This window comes from Cellulomonas sp. Marseille-Q8402, from assembly GCF_965119525.1.
In genome coordinates this window covers 1151635-1168284 of record NZ_CBCPLX010000001.1, presented here as the reverse complement: position 1 = coordinate 1168284, position 16650 = coordinate 1151635, and the positions used below count along the sequence as shown (strand labels likewise).

The following is a 16650-nucleotide window of genomic DNA, read 5'->3' as shown; positions in this document are numbered from 1 at the left end:
CTCCCGCCCGGCGCACGGCGGCAAGGGGTTTGTACGCTGGCCGGCATGGACCTGGGGTTCCGCGGCGAGGTGATCCACTGGCGCGGTCCGGCGCCGTTCCACTTCGTGGCCGTGCCCGGCGCGGAGGCCGCGACGCTGCGGTCGGCGTCGGCGCTGGTGTCCTACGGGTGGGGTGTGATCCCGGTGGCGGTGACGCTCGGGCGGACGCGGTGGGAGACGTCGCTGTTCCCGAAGGACGGCGGCTACCTCGTGCCGCTGAAGGACGCGGTGCGGCGCGCGGAGGGCGTGGAGCTGGGCGACACGGTGGACCTGGTGCTCACGGTCGAGGCCTGACCGCTGCCAGAGTGGGGCGCGTGCCCGACGAGAACCCGCGCCCGGACCCGGCCCGACGACGTGCGACCGCGTGGCTGCTGCTCGCCGCGCTGGCGGGGGCGGCGCTCGCGGCCGTCGGCCTCTGGATCCTGACGCGGCCGGAGTCGGGGTGGGCCGCGTACGCGCCGCTGACCGACGCCACCTACCGTCCCGGACGGCCCGTCGGGCTCGGGGCGGCGCTGCTCGCGGTCGGCGCGGCGCTGCTGGGCGGCGCGGCCGGCTTCCGGCTGGCGTGGTCCCGGCGCTCGCGCCGCTGATCGTCGGTGGGCGGGCGTCGGTCCGGGCTCCTAGGCTCGTGACGAGCGCCGTGGCCCGCCGGTCGCGCCTCGCCGTCACCGTCGACCCGAAGGACGCTGCCTGACATGAAGACGTTCACCCTGCCCCGTACCGACATCGTCGCGCCGAACGTGGTCCTCGGCCTGATGCGGATCCAGGACAAGTCCGACGACGAGGTGCGCGAGCTGGTCCGCACCGCGCGCGACGCGGGCACGACCTTCGTGGACCACGCGGCCGTCTACGGCGACGAGAAGCACGGCTGCGAGGCGCGGTTCGCCGAGGCGCTCGACCTGACGCCGTCGCAGCGCGACGAGTTCGTCATCCAGACCAAGGCCGGGATCATCAAGGACGGCCCGTACTTCGACTTCTCCTACGACGAGATCGTCGGCTCGGTCGAGGGTTCCCTGCGCGCGCTCCGCACGGACCACGTCGACATCCTGCTGCTGCACCGCCCCGACGCGCTGGTCGAGCCGGACGAGGTCGCCCGCGCGTTCGACGAGCTCGCCGCCGCGGGCAAGGTCCGCGCCTTCGGCGTCTCCAACCACACGCCCCGGCAGATCGAGCTGCTGAAGAAGTCCGTCACGCAGCCCCTGGTGGTGAACCAGGTGCAGCTCAGCATCACGCACGCCCCGCTGGTCGCCGCCGGTGTGTCCGCGAACATGGCCGGGCTCGACCAGTCGATCGACCGCGACGGCGGGCTGCTGGACTACTGCCGGCTGCACGACATCACGCTGCAGGCCTGGTCGCCGTTCCAGAAGGGCTTCTTCGACGGCGTGTTCCTGGGCGACCGGGAGCAGTTCGCCGAGCTGAACGACGTCATCGACCGGCTGGCGGAGAAGTACGGCGTGACGCCGATCGGCATCGCCACCGCGTGGATCACCCGGCACCCGGCGCAGATGCAGGTGGTGCTCGGGACCACGACGCCGTCGCGCGTCACCGAGGCGGCCGCGGGGTCGGACCTGCCGCTGACGCGGGCTGAGTGGTACGAGCTGTTCCGGGCGGCGGGGCACGTCGTGCCGTGACGGGGGCTGAACCCGAGAGTGCGATGTCGGGATTCACATCGCATCCCGATGGGCATACCGTGTCGGGATGAGCACCCAGATCGCCGTGAGGCTGCCGGACGAGATGGTCCGGCTCGTCGACTCGCTCGTCTCGTCCGGTCAGGTGCGCAGCCGAGCGTCGCTCGTCGAGCGCGCGCTCGCGCGCGAGATCCGCCGGCTCGAGGCCGAACGCGACGTCGCGATCCTGCGCGGCGACGTCCGGGACGACGACCTCGACGCACTGATCGCATGGGGCGCGCGCGCGCCGATGGCGGACCTCGGCTGATGCGCCCGATCCACCTCGCGTCCCTGGACACGACGCGCCCGGTCCTCGTCCTGACACGTGAGGTCGTCCGCCCCTACCTCGGACGCGTCACCGTCGCCCCCATCACCACGACGGCACGGGGGCTGTCGACCGAGGTGCCGGTGGGCGACGCCAACGGGCTCGACCACGACAGCGTCGTGAGCTGCGACAACCTCATCACGATCGAGTCCGGGCGGCTGGGGCGCCAGGTGGGCATGCTGCTGCCGGCTCAGGAGCGGGCCCTCGCGCGGGCGCTCGTCTCGGCGTTCGACCTGGACCTCGACTGAGCGCCGTGTCGGCGCCCTGCGGCAGCATCGGGACATGATCTTCGACTTCGAGGCGCCGCTGTGGGAGTGGGACGCGCGCAGGACCGAGCGGTGGACGTTCGTCAGCGTGCCGGAGGACGCCTCCGACGAGATCCTGGAGCGCGCCGGCGGGTTCGCGCGCGGCTTCGGGTCGCTGCGGGTCGAGGTGACCGTCGGCGGCACGACGTGGCGGACGTCGATCTTCCCCGACGGGAAGCGCCGGGCGTACTCGCTCCCGGTCAAGAAGGCCGTGCGGGCCGCCGAGGGCCTGACGGTCGGCGGACCCGTGCGGGTGACCCTGCGGGTCCTGGACGTCTGAACCCGCGCCGCGCGCCGCGCGCCGCGCGCCGCGCGCGAGGTCGTCATACGGGACCGAGGTCGTCATGCGTGACCGAGGTCGTCACTCCTGCGGGACGACCTCGAGCAGGAGTGACGACCTCGCCTGCCGGGTCGCCGCCGACGTGCGAGGTCAGGCGGCGAGGGTCACCACGTCGCCCGTGGCGTCCGCCGCCACGCCCGCGCCCGCAGCGGGCACGGCAGCCGCGGCGTCCAGCGCCCGCTTGCGCCGCGCCCGCAGCACGACGGCCACGGCGTGCGCGCCGACGACGGCCCACACCGCGTTCGTGACCACCGACGGCCACACCCCGCTGCTCGCGGCGACCAGCCCCATGAACAGCCCGGAGACCACGTTCGCGAGCTGGTAGCGCCCGGACGTCGGCGCCCACGTCCCGCGGGTGACGAGGACGTAGGCGACGAGGCACGTGACCGCGCCGACCCAGCCGAGCGCGGTGACGAAAGCGGACACGACAAACTCCTGGCAGGCGAGAAGGGTGGGTGGAGGGTGGCCGGCGCCCCGCGTGCGGGGTGTGCCGACCCCAGAAGTGTGGGCGCGAAACGGGTTCAGCACAATCGAATGATGTTGCGACCGGGGTGTAGCGCATCTGAATTAGGATGAAACGGTGCCGACCGATCCCCGCCGCCTCGCCGTCCTGCTCGCCGTGCACCGCGCGGGAGGCGTCCTCGCCGCCGCCGACGTGCTGCACGTCACGCCGTCGGCGGTGTCGCAGCAGATCACCCGGTTGGAGGCGGAGGAGGGGGTGGCGGTGCTCGACCGCGGCCCGCGGGGCGCCACGCTGACCACCGCCGGGCGCATCCTGGCGGAGGCCGCCGAGCGCATCGAGTCCGAGCTGGTCGAGGCCCGCAAGTCGCTCGCGGCGCTCGGTGGCGAGCTGTCGGGCCGGGTGACGGTGGCGGGCTTCCAGACGGCCATCCGCGCGGTGATCGCGCCGGCGTTCGCGTCGCTGGCCGAGCACCACCCGAACGTCGAGCTGGTCGTCGAGGAGCGGGAGCCGGGCGAGTCGATGCGCCGGCTGCGCGAGGGGGACGCCGACGTCGTCCTGCTGGAGCGGGACGAGGACGCCGACACGCACGTGCCGCGCGGGCAGCGGGACGTCGTGCTGCTGGAGGAGCCCTGGCGGCTCGTGCTGCCGACCGCGGTCGCGACGCCGACGCAGCTGTCGGACCTGACCGGGGTCACCTGGCTCGACGCGGAGCGCGGTACCGCGGCCGCCCGTGCCATGAACCGCGTCGCGGCCGCGCTGGGCCCCCTCACGACCCGGCACGTCTACTACGACTTCGACGTCGCGCTGGCGCTGGTCGCCGCGGGGCAGGGGGTCGGGATGCTCCCCGCCCTCGCGCTGCAGGGCGAGCTGCCGGACGGCGTCACGGTGGCGACGGTGCCGGGCCTCGGCTCGCGGCGCCTGGTCGCGCGGCACCGTGCGACGCGGCGTGAGCCGAGCCCGGCCGTCGTCGCGGTCGTCGACGAGCTGCTGGCTGTCGCGTCGGGGCTGGACCTCGTCTGACCAGGCGCGTCGTCCACGACGACCCTAGGCTCGCCGCATGGACTGCGACGTGGTGGTCGTCGGCGCGGGCATCGCCGGCCTGACCTGTGCCCGGGTCCTGCACGCGCGCGGGCTCGACGTGCGGGTCCTGGAAGCAGGACCGGTCGTCGGCGGGCGGATCCGCAGCGAGCGGGTCGACGGCTTCACGCTCGACCGCGGCTTCCAGGTGCTCAACCCGGCGTACCCGGCGCTCCGCGAGGTCGCCGACCTGGACGCACTGCGGCTGCAGCCGTTCCTGCCCGGTGTGGCGGTGCGCCGGGACGACGGGCTGGCGCTGCTGGCCGACCCCCGGCGGGCGCCCACCCGGCTGCGCGAGACGCTCGGCAGCGGCTACGTCCGGGCCGGTGAGCTCGCGGCGCTCGCCCGGTGGGCGGCCCCGGCGCTCGGCTCCGTGCGTGCGCTCGAGGGCGGACCCGACACCACGCTCACCGACTCGTTCGCCGACGCCGGGGTGTCGGGGCGGATCCGGTACGAGGTGCTCGAGCCGTTCCTGGCCGGCGTGCTCGGCGACGAGTCCGGCGCGACCTCCGCGACGTACGTGCGCCTGGTCGTGCGGTCGATGCTGCGCGGCACGCCCGCGCTGCCGGTGGGCGGGATGGGTGCGTTGCCCGAGCAGCTGGCCGCGTCGCTGCCGCACGTCACCACGGGGGTGCGGGTCACGGCCGTCGAGGCCGTGCCGGGCGGCCAGGCGGTGCACGTCGACGGCTCCCGGGTGCGGGCCCGGGCGGTCGTGGTCGCGGCCGACCCCGTGACGGCGGCGTCCCTGACCGGGCTGACCGCACCGCCGATGCGCGGCCTGGTGACGACCTGGTGGGCCGCGGAGGCGCTGCCCCGGCTCGACGCCGTGGTCGTCGACGGCCGTCGCCGCGGGCCGCTGGTCAACGCGGCCGTGATCTCGGCGGCGGCGCCGTCCTACGCCCCCGCGGGCGCGCAGCTGGTGCAGGCGACGTCGGTGCTCGCCCCCGGGCAGCGGGACCCCGCGGCCGTCCCCGACGCGTTCACCGTCCGCCGGCAGGCCGGCGAGATGCTGGGCGTCGACCCGCGCGGCTGGCGCGAGCTCGCCCGGCACGAGGTCGACGGTGCGCTGCCGGCGACCCCGCCGCCGCTGGTCGTGCGGCAGCCCGTGGACCTCGGCGACGGCCGCTACGTCTGCGGCGACCACCGGGACACCCCGTCGCAGCAGGGCGCGGTCGTGTCGGGCCGCCGCGCGGCGCGGGCCGTCGCCCGCCGGCTCGCGGCCTGAGCCGCCGCTCGGCAGGCGCAGCGTGTGATCAGCGAGTTCGTCGCGGTAGGCCCTCTGAGCCACTCGGGTCCCTGTCCGCCTGACGTGAGTGGCCGTGCGAGGAGTCCGTCCCCGAGGGGTCGGGCTCCTCTCGTGCATCCGCTACGCGGCGCGCCGGTCAGACGTCGACCCGGAGCAGCCCGACACCCGGCGCGGGGTCGGTGCGCAGCCGCGCGTGGGTCTCGACGTCGAACCGCCGGTCGCCGTAGCGGAGCTTCTGCCGCTCGACGCCCTCGGGCGCGAAGCCGGCGCGCGTCGCGACGGCGCACGACGCGGAGTTCTCCGTCCGGTGGCCCAGCTCCAGCCGGAACAGGCCCAGCCGGTCGAACGCCACCCGGGCCGCCGTGGCGAGAGCCCGCGCCGCCAGCCCCTGCCCTCGGGCGCCGGCGGTCAGCCAGTACGACAGCCACGCCGTGCCGTGCCGGTGCTCCACCGCACCGACGCCGACGCTGCCGACGACCCGCCCGCCGTCGACGACGGCCAGGTGGTGCTCCCGCGGGCCCCAGACGGCCAGGGCGGACGCGACCTGCGCGCAGCCGACCGCGCCGTCGAGCGCCGCCGCGGGCAGCTGGCGGTCCAGGTCGGGCGACTCCCGCACCGCGGCCAGCAGGTCGGGGGCGTCGTCCGCGCGCCACGGGCGCAGGTGGGGTTCAGCCTGGGGGGCGGGGCGCGGCGAGGAGGCGTCGGTCGGCACGGGTCGACGGTACGGGCGGCCCGGCGGTCGGCGCAGCGGGTTCCGGCGCGAAGACGAACCGGCGCTGCACCGGGAAGCCGACCAGGTAGACGACCGCTTCCGTCGCGATCTTCGCCACCGCGAGCCCGACGCCGACCGCGGTCAGCCCGCGGAGCAGGAGGTAGTTCGCCGCGAGGAGGACCGCTGCCAGCGTCGCGTACCGGACGGCCGCGCGTCCGACCGGCGGCCGTCGTCGTCGCCCCGGGCGGAACACCACCTGCCGGTTGACGGCGAAGTTCGCCGCCGCGCTGAGCACCCGGGCGCCGACCACGGACCCCAGCAGCGACCCGGTGACCGCGTGCAGCACCAGCAGCGCGAGGGTGTCCAGCAGGAACGCCGACAGCGACGACAGCGAGTACGCCAGCAGCGGCGCCAGCACCCGCGCAGAGTCGGCGAGGGGCCGGAAGTGCGAGGACGCGTTGTCGTCCAGGTAGATGGTGGCGATCTCGACCTCGTCGACGGGCAGCCCCTCGGCGGCGGCGCGGATCAGCAGGTTCAGCTCGTACTCGAACCGCTCGCCCCGCACCGACCGCAGCCAGGGCAGCAGCGCGGCCGGGTACCCGCGCAGCCCCGTCTGCGTGTCCCGCAGCCGCAGGCCCGTCGCGAGGTGGAACGCCCGCGCGGTGACCCGGTTGCCGACGACCGACCGGGCCGGCACGGGTCCGGTGAACGCCCGCGCACCGAGCACGGTCGCCGGCCGGTCGAGCGGCTGGGCGGCGAGCGCGGCCGCGACCCGCAGGACGTCGGCCACCGAGTGCTGCCCGTCGCTGTCGGCGCACACCACGTCCTGCCCGGGGTGGTGCCGCTGGACGTAGGCGAACCCGGTCTTCAGCGCGCAGCCCTTGCCGCGGTTGCCCGGGTAGGTCAGCACGGTGCACCCGGGCCGGCGCAGCCGGTCGAACAGCGGCCGGTGGGCGGGGCCGCTGCCGTCGTCGACGACCACCACGTGGGCGTCCGGTGCAGAGGCCCGCAGGTCCTCGACCAGCCGCACCAGGCGCTCGTCGGGCTCGTAGGACGGGATGAGGACGATCACGGCTCAGCCCGCGACGTACAGGATGTCGGAGGTGCCGCGCTCGGTGCCCTTGCCGAGCGGGTCGTTCACCAGGGCGCCGTCGAAGTACATCGTCGACGAGCCGCCGCCGTCCAGGTTGTAGGCGGTGGTCGCGCCGAGGGACTGCATGATCCCGGCGAGCTCGGTCAGGTCCACGCCGGCGCTGTACCCGGGGGAGCGCCCGTCCACGACGACGAACACCAGGTGGTTGGCGTCGACCACGCCCACCGCGGTGCGCGGCTGGTCGCCCTGGATGGAGTGATTGCCGACGTTGGTGTCGACCTCGACGTCCTCGATGCCGTCGACGACCTCGCCGTCCTCGACGATCGCGGGCCCGAACGAGAGCGTGTTCCACACCCCGGCGGCCAGGAGCTCGTCGGCCGTGGTGGTCGTCTCGTCGTAGACCTCGACCGTGCCGTCGGCGTAGAACGCCAGGCCCTCGCGGGCGCCCTCGTCGCGGTAGACGACGCCGTTGCGGATGACGATGCCGGTCTCGCGGAACCCGTAGTAGTCGCCGTTGATCGCGAACACCGCGTCGTTGTCCTGCGCGATGTCCGAGGTGGTCTCGGTGATGTTGGTGCCGAACTGGTTCTGCGCGAACGCCGAGCGCAGCACGGTCGCGTCGGAGAGCGTCACGTCGGCGACGTAGTACGTCACCTGGTCGTCGCCGCTGCCGGTGACGACGGTCGAGATGCTGATGCTCGCGTCGTCCGACGCGTAGGTCGTGTCCGTGACGGTCGCGTCGGCCACGTCGCCGGAGGCGGTCGACGTGCTGCCCTGCGCGTCCTCGTAGGCGTCGACGTCGGCGATCTCCACGTGGTCGACGACGAACCGGTCGAGGGCCCAGGCGGTGCCGCCGCCCAGGGTCAGGACGACGACGAGGCCGGAGGCGAGCGCCGCGCGGCGGATCCGGGATCGGGGGTGTCGGGTCATGCGGACAGGTCTACGGAGCGGGCCGAGGTGAGCCCGGTGCGGGCGCTGTGCGGCGGGTGTGACCGTCACACGCCCGCGCACACGGCCGCGGTGTTCCGTCGTCCCATCGCCCCGGGACCGCCGGGGCCGGCACGACGAGGTGGACGAGATGATGACAGTGATCGGCGGGGTCGACGCCGACCGCCTGCTGAAGGACAAGCACCGCACGATGTGGGCGCTCGGGGACTACCCGGCGCTCGCGGCCGAGGTGATCGCCGACCTGGGCCCGGCCCTCGTGGACGCCGTCGGCGTCGCGCCGGGTGAGCGGGTGCTCGACGTGGCGGCCGGCACCGGGAACGCGGCGGTGCCCGCGGCGCTCGCCGGTGCCACGGTGGTGGCCTCCGACCTGACCCCTGCGCTGCTGGCGGCGGGGCGGCGGGTCGCGGAGGCGCGCGGAGCGACGCTGGACTGGCAGGAGGCGGACGCCGAGGCGCTGCCCTACGACGACGCGGCGTTCGACGTCGCGATGTCCTGCGTGGGCATCATGTTCGCCCCGCACCACGCGCAGGCCGCGGCCGAGCTGGTCCGGGTCGTCCGCCCCGGCGGCCGGATCGGCGTCCTGTCGTGGACGCCGGCCGGGTTCATCGGGCAGATGTTCGCGACGATGAAGCCGTACGCGCCGCCGCCCCCGCCCGGGGCCCAGCCGCCGCCGCTGTGGGGCGACGAGGGGCACGTGCGGGCGCTGCTGGGCGACGCGGTGACGGACGTGCGCGTCGAGAAGCGCCGGCTGACCGTCGACGCGTTCGCGACGCCCGAGGCGTTCCGGGACTACTTCGTGACGCACTACGGGCCGACGATCGCGGTGTACCGGGCGGTCGGCGCCGACCCCGAGCGGGTCGCGGCGCTCGACACGGACCTGGTCGAGCTGGCCCGCGGCGCAGACCTGGGGGAGGCGGGCGGCCCGACGGTGCTCGAGTGGGAGTACCTGCTCGTGACGGCCCGGGTCCGCTGAGGGCGGGCGACCTTGACGCACCGGGCGGTCGGGCGGCAGTGTGATCGACGTCACACGAAGCCCGACCGTCCCGCCGCAGGAGGCCGCCATGCCCGCCCGTCTGAACCCGTACCTCGGCTTCCGCGACACCGCCCGGCAGGCGATGGAGTTCTACCGGTCCGTGTTCGGCGGCGAGCTGACCGTGAGCACGTTCGGCGACTTCCAGGCCAGCGACGACCCGGCCGAGGTCGACAAGGTGATGCACTCCCAGCTCGAGACCCCCGGCGGGTTCGTCCTGATGGCGGCGGACACCCCGAGCTCGATGCCGTACACGCCGGGCGACAACTTCTCCGTCTCGCTGAGCGGCGGGCCGGACTCCGACGCGGAGCTCCGCGGCTACTGGGAGAAGCTCGCAGAGGACGGCAAGGTCGTCGAGCCGCTGGCGACGGCCCCGTGGGGTGACGCGTTCGGGATGGTCACCGACAAGTTCGGCACCCTGTGGCTGGTCAACATCGCGGGGAGCGCGGCCTGAGGTCGCGCGGCTGCGGTGGGCGCCGGCATCACGCTGCTCGGCCCGCCGGCCGTCCGCCGGGCCGGGCCCGCCGCGCCCGCGCGCGCACCGCGGGGCAGCAAGGCGTGGTTGCTGCTCGCGTACCTGGTGCTCGCCGAGCGCCCCGTCCCCCGCAGCCGGCTGGCGGGCCTGCTCGTCGACGACGCCGACGACCCGGGCGCCGCGCTGCGGTGGAACCTGTCGCAGCTCCGGCACGCGCTCGACGGCGTCGCGGAGCTGGGGGGCGACCCCCTGACGCTGGACCTCCGGCCCGGCACCGTCGTCGACGTCCGGGTGGTCGCCTCCGGCGCGTGGGCCGAGGCGCTCGCGCTGCCGGGGTTCGGCGGCGGGCTGCTCGAGGGCGTCACCCCGCGCGGGAGCGCGGCGCTGGAGCTGTGGCTCGCCGCCGAGCGCGAGCGCGTCGCCGGGCTGACCGCCGCCATCCTGCACGAGGCCGCGCACAGCCGGCTGGCGCGCGGCGAGCTCGCCTCGGCCGTCGACCTCGCCGGCCGCCTGGTCGCCGCCGAGCCGCTCGCCGAGCGCGGGCACGAGCTGTGGGTCCGCGCGCTGGTCGCGACAGGTGACCGGGCGGGAGCCGAGCGTCGGGTGACCGAGTGCCGCGCCCTGTTCCGCCGGGAGCTGGGCGTCGAGCCGTCGCGCAGCCTCGCGGCCGCGCTGCACCCTCGTGCCGTGGCCACGGCCGTCGCCTCCCGGTCGCCCGCGGCGGTGGACGCGGCCGTCGAGGGCGGGGACGGCGCCGCCCAGGTCGGCGCGTACGACCGGGCGATCGACCTGCTGCGTTCCGGCGTCGACGGCGCCCGCGCGCTCGACGACGACGCGCGGCTCGCGCAGGCGCTCGGCGCGCTCGGGCGGGTGCTGGTGCACGGCGTGCGCGGCAGCGACGAGGAGGCCATCACCGTCCTGCACGAGGCGCTGCTCGCGTCCCGCCGGTCCGGCTCGGCGGGCGTCGCCGCGCGGGCCGCCCTGGAGCTCGGGCACGTCGAGACGCTGCGCGGCCGGTACCCGCGGGCGGCCATGTGGTTCGGCCGCGCGCACCGCCTCGGTGGCGAGGACCCCCGGCTCCGGGCCTGGGTCGGGGTGTTCGACGGCATCGGACGCACGGACCAGGGTGAGTACCCCGCGGCCGTGTCGGTCCTGGACGCCGCGGTCGCCGACGCCCGCACCGCGGGGGACGCCCGCGCCGAGGCGTACGCGCTCACCGGGTGGGGCCGCCTGCTGCTGCTGCGGGACGAGCGGGACGCGGCGCTCGTGGTCCTGGACCGGGCGTGCGCCGTCGCGGGCGACCTGGGCTGGACCTCGTTCCTGCCCTTCCCGCGGTCCCAGCGTGCCGAGGTGCTGCTCCGCTCGGGCGACCTGGATGCCGCCGAGGCCGGCCTGGAGGGCGCGTACGCGCTCGCGTGCCAGGTGGGGGACCCCTGCTGGGAGAGCTACGCGCTGCGCGGGCGCGGGCTGCTCGCCGCGGCGCGGGGCGACGACGGGGAGGCGCTCGACCTGCTCACGTCGGCACCCCGGGCGTGCCGGCGCCAGCGCGACGCGCACGACTGGGTCGAGGCGCACTGCCTGGACGCGCTGTGCGGGTTCGCCGTGCCGCGCGGGCTGCCCAGCGCGGCCGGGTGGGTCGACGACCTCGAGGCGTTCGCGGCCCGCCGCGGGATGCGGGAGCTCGTCGCGCGGGCCGCGCTGCACCGCGCCGCGCTGGGGCAGCCGGGGGCCGCGGAGCACGCCGCGGCTCTGGTGGCGGGGATCGACAACCCCGCGTTGACTGCGGTGCTCGCTGCCACGAGCTGAGAGCGGGGGCCCGGCGCAGCGCGTGATCTGGGGACGCCGCGTCGACCACAGGCGACGCCGGTGTGGATCCTCCACAGGTGCGCACCGCGGTGCCCCGACCTCCTGGGCGCGCAGTCCTCGCGTCACTGCTCCCGGCGAGAGGGCATGGCGGATGCATGACAATGTGCGTTACATTCGATGGGCGGTCGTGGAGGTGACCTGGACGCAGGGCGCGGAGGACCACATCGCGCGGCACGGCGTCGAGCCGCACGAGGTGCACGAGGTGCTGGCGAACCGGTTCCGGCGGCTGACCGGACGTGCGGCCAGGACGCTGGTCTTCGGACGCACCGACGCAGGTCGGCCGCTGCTGGTGGTCCTCGCCCCGGCCGAGGGCGGCGCGGCGAGCGTGGTCACGGCGCGCGAGCTGACGCAGACCGAGCGACGTCTGCACCGACGGAAGGAGCCAGGACGATGACGGACGACGAGACCGAACGGCTGCGGCAGTACTACGACACCACTGACCTGGCGGACGAGCTCGCGCGCGCCGAGCTGGTCGAGCCGAGCGGCGGCGCGACGATGGTGGGCATCACGATCCGGCTGCCCGTGGCGACGCTGGAGGCGGCGAGGTCCATGGCGCGGGACGACGGCGTGAAGGTGACGGCGCTGCTGCGCGAGTGGGTGGAGCAGCGCGTCGCCGAGCGGGTGGACGACACCACGGTCGTGCCCGTCGCCGAGCTCAGGCGGCTGATCGCACGGGCGTCGCGCGCGTCGGGCCACGCCTGACCGAGGGCCCTCACACCCCCGGCGCGCAGTCGCCGCGGCCGAGCGCCGCGAGTCCGGCCAGGTCGCCGGGCTGGAACGTCGGCACGCCCGTCGACGGGTACATGATCTGCGTCGGGTCGTCGACGTGGTCCAGGCCGACCAGGTGCCCGAGCTCGTGCCGGAGGACGGCCAGGTACTCGAGGCCGGTGCGGCCAGGTGCGGGCGTGAGCAGCTCCGTGTCCAGGTAGACCGTGCCGGTGACGAGGTGCGCGCTGCGGGACATCGCGGCCTCGACCATCTGGACGCCGGCGATGCCGCTGACGTCGCCGGAGAGGTCGGGGACGCCGGACGCGTCGGCGAACCCGACGAGGACGGGTGCCCAGCGGTCGCCGTACCGGTCGGGCTGGAACGCTGCGCGGTCCAGCGACGTGGGCTCGTCGGCCAGGCCGTCGTCGGCGAACACCAGGCCGGTCGCGGCGGCGACCTCGTCGAGAGCGGCCCAGACCTGCGCGGGGAAGTCCGCGGGCGCGCCGGTGGGGTCGACGACGACGTGCACGGGACGGCACGGCGACCAGGCGACGGGCGCCTCGCGACCATCCTCGACCACCGTGTGCTGGAACGCGTAGGAGGCGTCCTCCTCCGCGACGCTCACCGGTGGCGCGAGCCGCTCGCCGGCCTCCTCGTAGCCGCGCTGCGGGTGGTCGCGGGCCGAGGCCGGGACGAGGTCGGCAGGCGTCCACGGAAGCGTCGCGCCCGTCCGCCCGGCGATCCAGTCGGACGCCATCACCGCCCCCAGGACCAGCAGCACGAGACAGGTCAGCACGGCGGTCGTGCTGGGGCGTCGTCGGGTCACCCCAGCTCCATCGGCCGGCGCACCCCGCGGGTCGAGCGGCTGCTCAGTCCTCCAGCTCGTCGAGCAGCCCGCCGCCGACCCAGTCGTCGATGGCGGCCTCGTCGGCCTCGGTCAGCTCCATCCGGGCGCCGCGGCACAGGCCCACGACGTTGTCCGCCCAGGCCTCCGCGACGTCCTCGGCGGTGACTGCCGAGTCGAGCTCGAGCCCGACGTAGAGGACGCCGGACAGCACGAAGTTGACGGTCGACTTCCCGACGGCGGCGCCGGCCTCCTGGCAGGCGTCGCGCACCCGGCGGGCGGTGGCGGAGCGGTCGAAGGGGTGCGCGCGGACGTCGTCGGCGATCGCGGTCAGCAGGACGCGGTAGTTGTCCTTGCTCAGCCCCGGCGTGTCCGTCACGGAGATCACCTGGCGCTGCAGCGCGGTCGGGTCCGTGCCGACCGATCCGGCGCCGGGCAGGTCGGCCTCGCCGAAGCGCTTCGGGTCCCACACGTAACCGGGGGAGGGCCGGGCGGCGACGCCGAGCTCCGGGACGGCGTGGGCGAGCCACGGCAGGAACCCGCCGGTCCCCGCCCAGCGCGTGGACGGCAGCGTGGGGTCGGCCTTCTGCGCGGCCTGGGCGACCGCACCGGTCGGCACCGGGCGGTCGGCGGAGCGGACCCGCTGCAGCACCGCGCGGCGCGCGGCGAGGGAGCCGGGAGAGGACGTCGCGGCGGGCTCCTTGCGGCCGCCCCTCGGCGCGGGCACGTCGGCGGCGTCGGCCGAGGAGGCGGGGCCGGCGGTCCCGTCCGGGGCGGCGACCACCTCGGGGGCCGGGTCGGGCAGGTCCGCGGGTGCGGCGGAGTCCCCGGCGGTGACGAGCTCGGCCAGGTCGTCGGCGGTGATGACGGAGTCGGCGACGGCGCGGTAGGCGCTGGCTGCGGGGCTCGCGGTGATGATGGTGACGCGGCGGTCCGCGGCGCGGCAGCGCTGGACCAGCGGGGTGAAGTCCGCGTCGGCGGACACGATGACGAACTCGTCGTACCGGGTCTCGGCGGCGAGCGCGTCGACGGCGTCCAGCACCAGGTTGATGTCCGCGCTGCTCTTGCCCTGCTGGGTGAGCGACGGGCAGTCGACCACCTGGAAGCCGGCGCGCGTGAAGTTGGGCCGGTAGCGGGAGAACACGGACGGGTTGAGGTAGCAGGCCCGCACGAGGAACCGGCGGCTGAACTCGCCGTCGGCGTCCGAGCCGGACTCGAGCTCCGCGAGCCAGTGCCCGGGGTCGGTGGCGAAGGCCTCGGCCGCGTCGGGGTCGAGCCGGCGGAGCCCGATGTAGACGTTGTCGAAGTCGACGAACATGGCCGCGCGCAGGCGGCGGCCGGAGTCGAGGCGGTCGGGCAGCAGGTCGGTCACGGGACCCATCCTGCCGTGCGCAGGGACTCCTGCACCCCGCGCGCGGCCGACGGGTCGGCACGAAAGCCCTCGTAGACTGTCCCGGTGCCGAGCAGGAGGCGGGTGGTGACCCGTGGACGTCCGTGACCTCCTGGCCTCCGCGGACCTCGGCCTGAGCGTCGTCGCCGCCGAGCCGGACGCCCTCGACCGGCCCGTCACCGCCGCCTACATCACGGACCTGCCGGACCCCTCGCGGTTCCTGTCGACGGGCGACGTGGTGCTCACCTCCGGGCTGTGGCTGGACCGGCCGGAGGGCGCGGCGACGTTCCTCGGGGCGCTCGCGCAGCAGAACGTCGCGGCGCTGATCATCGGGCTGATCGAGATCGGGGTGATCCCCGACGAGGTGATCGCGCTGTGCCGCGCTCGCGGGCTGACCCTGCTGACCGTGTCGCCGGGCGTGTCGTTCCGCCGGATCGCGGACGAGATCGCCGCGGGCCAGCCGGGGTCCGCGGCCGGGCTCGCGACGCGCACCATGCGGTTCAGCCGCCGGATCGCGGACACCGTGTCGCGGGGCGGCGGCGTCGCCGAGCTCCTCGCGCAGTTCGGCGCCGAGTTCGCGATCGGCTGCTGGGTGATCGACGAGTCCGGGATGCTGCTCGCGTCCGTCGGTGCGGCGCCGGACCGGGCGCAGGTGGCGGAGCAGTGGAACGCCGTGATCGCCCGCGAGCACGACCGGCGGGTCATGGTCACGGGCGAGCAGGGCCCGGCGACGATCGTCCGCACGGGCGCGCGTGACCGGTCCGGGTTCTTCGGCTGCTGGGGCGACCACCGGTCGTTCTCCGACGAGGTGACGCTCGCGATGGACGCGCTGGTCGGGGCGCTGCGGGTGGAGATGGAGCTGGCCGGGCGCTGGCGGGAGACCCGCGACGCCCAGGTCGCCGCGCTGATCACGTCGATCCGCGACCAGGAGGCGTCGCCGGGGGCGATCTCGGCCCGGATGCGGCTGGAGGGCCTCGGCCCGCAGGACGAGACGACCATCGTCGCGGCCCGGGTGGACGACGCCCGGTTCCCGCAGGCGGCGGTGCTCGAGATGCTGCAGCGCACGCTGTCGGCGCGCGGCCACCGCGTCATGGGCTGCCGCTCCGACGACCTCGTGCTCCTGCTGGTGAACGGCCCGGGCGACGACGAGCGGCCGCTCGCCGAGCACCTGACCGAGGAGCACCACCTGCTGCTGGCGGGCCGGCAGCTGCGCGTCGGGATGAGCGACCCGGTGAGCGGGGTCAGCCGCCTGAACTCGGCGATCGCCACGGCCGTCGAGCGCGCGGCGAACGCCTCGGGACCGGGCCCGGTGGTCGTGTCGACGGCGCTGCACGTCCAGACGCACCGCGCGCTGCTGCGGATGCTGGGGGCGAGCACGCGCTCCGGGTACGCCCACGAGGTGCTGGCGCCGCTGCTGTCCTACGACGAGCGGCACAACGCGGACCTGGTCGGCACGCTGCGGGCGTTCCTCGACGGCGGGGGCGCGTGGCAGGAGACGGCGCGGCAGCTGCACCTGCACACCAACACGCTGCGCTACCGGATCGCCCGCATCGAGGAGCTCACCAACCGGGACATGAGCACGATGGCGGACCGGGTCGACCTGTTCCTCGCGATGACCTGCCTGGACGAGACGGGCGACTGAGCGGCGGCGTCGCCCCGGCGTCAGGCGAAGCGCATCGTCGGGATGCCGTACGCCCGGGGGTCGGGCACGCGCAGCAGCGCCGGGGCGACGACCTCCTCGAGGAGGACCTCGACGGTGTAGTGCGCCTCCGCGCCGAGCAGGTGACCGGCGAACCCGGCCGCGGCGGCGTTCTTCACGCCGACGGCCAGGTGCAGGTGCGGGACGGCCTCCTGCGCGCCCTCGTCCCAGAGGACGGTGCCGCTGCCGATGCCCTCGGTGTAGGTCACGGTGACCTCCTGCGGGAGCGGCGGCTCCTGGTCGTCGACGGGCACGTCCGCGGCGATGAACCGTGCCGTGCGGAACGCCCCGGAGAACACGGGCACGAAGCCCTGCCGGATCCCGTGGGCGCGGCACGCCTCGGCGAGGGAGGTCAGCACGTCGTCGCCGGGCTCCAGGACGACGGCGACGCGGCGGCCGGTGGTGATCTCGCTGGTCTGCACG

General features: G+C 75.4%; 21 protein-coding genes. 14 read left to right on the top strand and 7 right to left on the bottom strand.

The annotated features are described in order from the left end of the window. Positions 1–45: 45 nt before the first annotated feature. From ACWPWW_RS05345 to ACWPWW_RS05320, 6 genes are all read left to right on the top strand, one after another. Positions 46–333: a DUF1905 domain-containing protein gene (locus ACWPWW_RS05345; protein WP_454049299.1), complete on the top strand. Its 288-nt coding sequence runs from the start codon at positions 46–48 to the stop codon at positions 331–333. A 20-nt stretch (positions 334–353) separates the two neighbouring features. Then, positions 354–629: a hypothetical protein gene (locus tag ACWPWW_RS05340; protein WP_454049298.1), complete on the top strand. Its 276-nt coding sequence runs from the start codon at positions 354–356 to the stop codon at positions 627–629. Between the two features lie 105 nt (positions 630–734). Beyond that, the gene (locus ACWPWW_RS05335) at positions 735–1670 is read left to right on the top strand and encodes an aldo/keto reductase (RefSeq protein WP_454049297.1); all 936 of its coding nucleotides are present in this window, start codon (positions 735–737) and stop codon (positions 1668–1670) included. Between the two features lie 67 nt (positions 1671–1737). Further along, entirely contained in the window at positions 1738–1974 is a 237-nt protein-coding gene (locus ACWPWW_RS05330) for a YlcI/YnfO family protein (RefSeq protein ID WP_454049296.1), read from the top strand. Further along, positions 1974–2279: a type II toxin-antitoxin system PemK/MazF family toxin gene (locus tag ACWPWW_RS05325; protein ID WP_454049295.1), complete on the top strand. Its 306-nt coding sequence runs from the start codon at positions 1974–1976 to the stop codon at positions 2277–2279. Before ACWPWW_RS05330 ends, ACWPWW_RS05325 begins: the two co-directional genes overlap by 1 nt. Positions 2280–2313: 34 nt before the next feature. Next, the gene (locus ACWPWW_RS05320) at positions 2314–2616 is read left to right on the top strand and encodes a DUF1905 domain-containing protein (RefSeq protein WP_454049294.1); all 303 of its coding nucleotides are present in this window, start codon (positions 2314–2316) and stop codon (positions 2614–2616) included. A 150-nt stretch (positions 2617–2766) separates the two neighbouring features. Here the strand turns inward: ACWPWW_RS05320 and ACWPWW_RS05315 are convergent, their stop codons facing one another. Next, complete coding sequence (locus tag ACWPWW_RS05315) at positions 2767–3102, bottom strand: CBU_0592 family membrane protein (protein WP_454049293.1); 336 nt, start codon at positions 3100–3102, stop codon at positions 2767–2769. A gap of 154 nt (positions 3103–3256) precedes the next feature. Here ACWPWW_RS05315 and ACWPWW_RS05310 point away from each other — a divergent pair, with 154 nt between their 5' ends. Continuing rightward, on the top strand, positions 3257–4159 hold the full coding sequence (locus ACWPWW_RS05310; protein ID WP_454049292.1) for a LysR family transcriptional regulator: 903 nt from the start codon (positions 3257–3259) through the stop codon (positions 4157–4159). A gap of 37 nt (positions 4160–4196) precedes the next feature. Next, positions 4197–5441 carry a flavin monoamine oxidase family protein gene (locus ACWPWW_RS05305; protein ID WP_454049291.1) on the top strand — a complete coding sequence of 415 codons (1245 nt, stop codon included), beginning with the start codon at positions 4197–4199 and terminating at the stop codon, positions 5439–5441. A 157-nt stretch (positions 5442–5598) separates the two neighbouring features. Here the strand turns inward: ACWPWW_RS05305 and ACWPWW_RS05300 are convergent, their stop codons facing one another. The 3 genes from ACWPWW_RS05300 to ACWPWW_RS05290 are packed head-to-tail and all read right to left on the bottom strand — an operon-like array spanning position 5599 to position 8197. After that, on the bottom strand, positions 5599–6174 hold the full coding sequence (locus tag ACWPWW_RS05300) for a GNAT family N-acetyltransferase (protein WP_454049290.1): 576 nt from the start codon (positions 6172–6174) through the stop codon (positions 5599–5601). Next, entirely contained in the window at positions 6131–7246 is a 1116-nt protein-coding gene (locus ACWPWW_RS05295) for a glycosyltransferase family 2 protein (protein WP_454049289.1), read from the bottom strand. Before ACWPWW_RS05295 ends, ACWPWW_RS05300 begins: the two co-directional genes overlap by 44 nt. Before the next feature lie 3 nt (positions 7247–7249). After that, positions 7250–8197, bottom strand: a complete 948-nt coding sequence (locus tag ACWPWW_RS05290; protein WP_454049288.1) for a phosphodiester glycosidase family protein — start codon at positions 8195–8197, stop codon at positions 7250–7252. Between the two features lie 148 nt (positions 8198–8345). Here ACWPWW_RS05290 and ACWPWW_RS05285 point away from each other — a divergent pair, with 148 nt between their 5' ends. From ACWPWW_RS05285 to ACWPWW_RS05265, 5 genes are all read left to right on the top strand, one after another. Further along, positions 8346–9188 (top strand): class I SAM-dependent methyltransferase, encoded by an 843-nt coding sequence (locus tag ACWPWW_RS05285; protein ID WP_454049287.1) that lies wholly within the window; start codon positions 8346–8348, stop codon positions 9186–9188. A gap of 88 nt (positions 9189–9276) precedes the next feature. Then, positions 9277–9699, top strand: a complete 423-nt coding sequence (locus tag ACWPWW_RS05280; protein WP_454049286.1) for a VOC family protein — start codon at positions 9277–9279, stop codon at positions 9697–9699. A 15-nt stretch (positions 9700–9714) separates the two neighbouring features. Next, entirely contained in the window at positions 9715–11526 is a 1812-nt protein-coding gene (locus ACWPWW_RS05275; protein WP_454049285.1) for a BTAD domain-containing putative transcriptional regulator, read from the top strand. Between the two features lie 193 nt (positions 11527–11719). Continuing rightward, positions 11720–11980: a hypothetical protein gene (locus ACWPWW_RS05270; RefSeq protein ID WP_454049284.1), complete on the top strand. Its 261-nt coding sequence runs from the start codon at positions 11720–11722 to the stop codon at positions 11978–11980. After that, positions 11977–12288 (top strand): hypothetical protein, encoded by a 312-nt coding sequence (locus ACWPWW_RS05265; protein ID WP_454049283.1) that lies wholly within the window; start codon positions 11977–11979, stop codon positions 12286–12288. The genes ACWPWW_RS05270 and ACWPWW_RS05265 overlap by 4 nt, the downstream gene beginning before the upstream one ends. Positions 12289–12298: 10 nt before the next feature. On the opposite strand, the gene ACWPWW_RS05260 is transcribed toward ACWPWW_RS05265, so the two are convergent. After that, positions 12299–13120, bottom strand: a complete 822-nt coding sequence (locus tag ACWPWW_RS05260) for a matrixin family metalloprotease (RefSeq protein ID WP_454049282.1) — start codon at positions 13118–13120, stop codon at positions 12299–12301. A gap of 43 nt (positions 13121–13163) precedes the next feature. After that, the gene (locus ACWPWW_RS05255) at positions 13164–14510 is read right to left on the bottom strand and encodes an NYN domain-containing protein (RefSeq protein ID WP_454049281.1); all 1347 of its coding nucleotides are present in this window, start codon (positions 14508–14510) and stop codon (positions 13164–13166) included. 112 nt (positions 14511–14622) lie between these two features. Here ACWPWW_RS05255 and ACWPWW_RS05250 point away from each other — a divergent pair, with 112 nt between their 5' ends. Continuing rightward, complete coding sequence (locus ACWPWW_RS05250; protein WP_454049280.1) at positions 14623–16170, top strand: PucR family transcriptional regulator; 1548 nt, start codon at positions 14623–14625, stop codon at positions 16168–16170. Positions 16171–16190: 20 nt separating this feature from the next. On the opposite strand, the gene ACWPWW_RS05245 is transcribed toward ACWPWW_RS05250, so the two are convergent. Then, complete coding sequence (locus tag ACWPWW_RS05245; protein WP_454049279.1) at positions 16191–16649, bottom strand: PPC domain-containing DNA-binding protein; 459 nt, start codon at positions 16647–16649, stop codon at positions 16191–16193. Position 16650 lies beyond the last annotated feature (1 nt).

Bases quoted from the DNA above. Each gene is read 5' to 3' on its own strand.
- ACWPWW_RS05345 (WP_454049299.1), top strand. From the start codon at position 46: ATGGACCTGGGGTTCCGCGGCGAGGTGATCCACTGGCGCGGTCCGGCG.
- ACWPWW_RS05335 (WP_454049297.1), top strand. From the start codon at position 735: ATGAAGACGTTCACCCTGCCCCGTACCGACATCGTCGCGCCGAACGTG.
- ACWPWW_RS05330 (WP_454049296.1), top strand. From the start codon at position 1,738: ATGAGCACCCAGATCGCCGTGAGGCTGCCGGACGAGATGGTCCGGCTC.
- ACWPWW_RS05325 (WP_454049295.1), top strand. From the start codon at position 1,974: ATGCGCCCGATCCACCTCGCGTCCCTGGACACGACGCGCCCGGTCCTC.
- ACWPWW_RS05320 (WP_454049294.1), top strand. From the start codon at position 2,314: ATGATCTTCGACTTCGAGGCGCCGCTGTGGGAGTGGGACGCGCGCAGG.
- ACWPWW_RS05305 (WP_454049291.1), top strand. From the start codon at position 4,197: ATGGACTGCGACGTGGTGGTCGTCGGCGCGGGCATCGCCGGCCTGACC.
- ACWPWW_RS05290 (WP_454049288.1), bottom strand. From the start codon at position 8,197: ATGACCCGACACCCCCGATCCCGGATCCGCCGCGCGGCGCTCGCCTCC.
- ACWPWW_RS05285 (WP_454049287.1), top strand. From the start codon at position 8,346: ATGATGACAGTGATCGGCGGGGTCGACGCCGACCGCCTGCTGAAGGAC.
- ACWPWW_RS05280 (WP_454049286.1), top strand. From the start codon at position 9,277: ATGCCCGCCCGTCTGAACCCGTACCTCGGCTTCCGCGACACCGCCCGG.
- ACWPWW_RS05265 (WP_454049283.1), top strand. From the start codon at position 11,977: ATGACGGACGACGAGACCGAACGGCTGCGGCAGTACTACGACACCACT.